Annotated in this window: 2 protein-coding genes; both read left to right on the plus strand. The window is 75.1% G+C overall.

Features of this window, described 5'->3' with window-relative positions:
* Positions 1–808: 808 nt before the first annotated feature.
* Positions 809–1453, plus strand: coding sequence for a DUF3000 domain-containing protein (locus NBZ83_RS31020; protein WP_261569230.1), 645 nt, complete (start codon positions 809–811; stop codon positions 1451–1453).
* A 173-nt stretch (positions 1454–1626) separates the two neighbouring features.
* Positions 1627–3246, plus strand: coding sequence for a ribonuclease D (locus NBZ83_RS31025; protein WP_261576398.1), 1620 nt, complete (start codon positions 1627–1629; stop codon positions 3244–3246).
* The last annotated feature ends 2 nt before the right edge of the window (positions 3247–3248 follow it).

Below are 3248 nucleotides of genomic sequence, written 5' to 3' on the forward strand. Positions count from 1 at the left end.
CCCGCCGTCCCCCGCGACGAAGCGGGGCAACTCCCCCGACAGGGGATCACCCGCCCACTCCCCATCGAGACGGGCGCACGCGACACGCCGGAGAGAATGCGCGGACATCTGTCCGTCCCATGGCACCGTCAGTCCGGTCGGAATGAGGGCAGAGGGTGCGCGTTGTCGGCGTTCCGCCTCGGCCGGCAGTCGCGGGGGCGCAGGATCCGTGGTGCAGGCGCCCGCCGCATCCGAGGGGACGCAACACGCAGCAGCCGTGCGCGGGGAGTGGTGTTCGAGTGGAACTGGTCCGGGTGGGCACCGACGATCACATTGTTCTCACCTGCGCCGAGTGCGGTGACGAGCGGCCGTTCGAGCAGCCCCCGTGCGCGGACGGGCACGGCTCGGACTGCCCGGAGTGGGCCTGCACAGAGTGCGGTGCCGCGGTGCTGGTGGGGCCGGTCCCGTCCGGGGGGCGGATCCCGGCGGCCGGACCGGCGGCGCATCCGAGACCGGCCAGGGAGACTGGCGCGGCGGCGAGAGACCATCGCGGCCGCGGGCGCGCCGCCGCCCGGATTCCGGCGTGAGCCTGCACAATCCCGCCCCGCGTCCCGATTACGGCGCCACCCCGGGCCGTCCCGGGACGTACGGCGAGCCCGTCGCGGCGGAGGCATCACCCGGAGCTCTAGAGGTTCCGGTCCTGCGGGATGCGGCGGCACACCGCTCCAGCCATCGCCTCATCGGCACCCGGCCGCACGCAACGGGGTCAAAGCAGCACGCTCCGGCGTCCACCCAGCGCGATCAAGGTCGACGCCCTAACGTTGCCGTCATGGGGGCGGCGCAGTCGTACGAGGCGAGCCCGCCGATCTTTCTCGCCAGCACCGGCGCCCTGCGCGACGGGATGACGCGGCTGCGCCCGGAGATCAGCGTGCACGAGATCGCGGCCCCGACTCGGCTCGCGCCCTACACCTTTGCCCTCGCCGGCGGGCTGACCGGCGACGCCGCCGACCTCGCCGCCGGGCGGCTGATCGTCCTGATGGACCCGGACGGACAGCCCGCCTGGCAGGGCAGCGCCCGCTTCGTCTGCTACGCCCGGGCGAGCGTCGATCCGGAGATCGCCGCCGATCCGCTGCTGGCCGACGTGGCCTGGTCGTGGCTGCGGGAGTCCCTCGACGCGCACGGCGCGCAGTTCCGCGCGCTCGGCGGCGCGGTGACGACGACAACGTCACGGCGGTTCGGCGTCCTTCGGGCCGACGGGGACAGCTTCGACGTCGAGCTGCGCTGTTCCTGGTCACCCGACTGGGCCGAGACCGAGCTCGGCGACGACCCGGCCGGGTCGGAGCCGACGCGGCCCGCGTGGAGTCCCGTCGGGGCAACCGCCCACCTGCTGGCCTTTGGTGACCTCCTGGCCGCCATGGCCGGCCTGCCACCGGCACTGTCCGGCGTCGTGTCGCTCCCTCAGCGACGAGGCTGAGGCCACCGGCCGCGGGTCCGGTCGTAGCACCACACCGACCGGATTGGCGGTACCCCGTTCGGACCGGAAGCCGGCCACCGTACCCGGTAGTGGTGTCACGATGCGTATAATTAGCGCGATTCGCTGTACAGCGCGGCTGCCTCCGCGAGGATTCAGACGTACGATCGCCGATCGTGACGCCGACGGTTCCTGAACCAACACAGCAGGTCAGCGGGGGTGTAAGCGCAAAGGTGGAGGGAGAGCCCAGCACCAGCGCCCGCGAGCCCATCCCGCTACTCACGCCTGTGGACGGCGTCCCTCCCGTCATCGTCGACGCCGCCGAGCTCACCGCCGCGGCCGAACGGCTGGCAGCCGGGACGGGCCCGGTCGCCTTCGACGCGGAGCGGGCCTCCGGGTACCGGTACAGCCAGCGTGCCTACCTGGTCCAGATCCGGCGCCGAGGAGCCGGCTCGCTGCTCGTCGATCCCGTCCCACTGGGTGACCTGAGCGTCATCCAGGAGGCGGTGGGTGACGCCGAATGGGTGCTGCACGCCGCCAGCCAGGACCTGCCCTGCCTGGCCGAGCTCGGGCTGCGGCCAAGCCTGCTGTTCGACACCGAGCTCGCCGGCCGACTGCTGGGCTACGAGCGGGTCGGCCTCGGCATGATCGTCGAGCGGGTGCTCGGCTACGGCCTGGAGAAGGGCCACTCCGCGGCGGACTGGTCGACCCGGCCGCTGCCCGAGCCCTGGCTGCGCTACGCGGCGCTCGACGTCGAGCTGCTGGTGGAGCTGCGCGACGCGCTCGAAGCCGAGCTCATCGAACAGGACAAGATCGAGTTCGCCCGGCAGGAGTTCGCCGGGATCGTCGCGGCCCCGCCCCGCGAGCCCCGCGCCGAGCCATGGCGACGGACCAGCGGCATCCACCGGGCACGTTCCCGCCGCCAGCTCGCGGCGGTGCGGGCCATGTGGACCGCCCGGGACCGGATGGCCCGCACCCGAGACGTGGCCCCGGGCCGGGTCCTGCCGGACAGCGCCATCATGGATGCGGTCCTCAACGCCCCCGCCGACACCGCGGCGCTGATCCGCCTGCCCATCTTCTCCGGCCCGCGGATCCGGCGGACCGCGAACACCTGGCTGGATGCGCTGCGCAGCGCCGCGGCGCTACCCGACGACGAGCTGCCGGCGCCGGCCGGTCCCAGCGGCGACGGTCTTCCCCCGCCGAACCGGTGGGCCGAGCGCGACCCCGTGGCCGCCGCCCGGCTCGCCCGGGTGCGGGCGGAGCTGTCCACGATTGCCACCGCTCACACCATGCCGGTGGAGAACCTCCTCGAACCCGCGCTGTCCCGGCGGATCGCCTGGTCCCCGCCCGATCCGCTGACCGAGTCGGCGGTGGAGGACGCGCTGATCGCCGGCGGCGCCCGCGCCTGGCAGCGGGAGCTGACCCGCACGGCTCTGAACTCCGCGCTCGTCGACCCGGAACCCGATCCGGCGGACGAGGCAGCCCCGCCCGCCGCCGAGCGCGCCGGCGGGCGGCGTGCGGGCCGCGGCGGGGGTGCCGGCGGGGCGGATCGACCGCGCTCCCGCGGTGGGCGCGCCGGCGCCGGCCGCTCGGTGCGCGGATCCGCCGGGCGGGCCACCGCCGGCTCTCCGGTCGGCGCGGCGCCGGCGGACGGCGGCGGCGCTTCCTCGATCGGAGCCACCCCGACGGGCGGCGGCCCCACCGACCCGGCCGCGGCGGGCGGCGGCGCGACGAAGCCGTCCGCGTCGGGCTCGGGCCCGGGGGGATCCACCCCAGCCGGCCCCGGCCCCGCCTGATC

Origin of the sequence: Frankia gtarii (genome assembly GCF_025403375.1) — a bacterium.
Classification (GTDB): domain Bacteria; phylum Actinomycetota; class Actinomycetes; order Frankiales; family Frankiaceae; genus Frankia; species Frankia gtarii.

Coding starts and splice junctions, on each gene's coding strand:
- NBZ83_RS31020 (WP_261569230.1), top strand. CDS start 809: ATGGGGGCGGCGCAGTCGTACGAGGCGAGCCCGCCGATCTTTCTCGCC.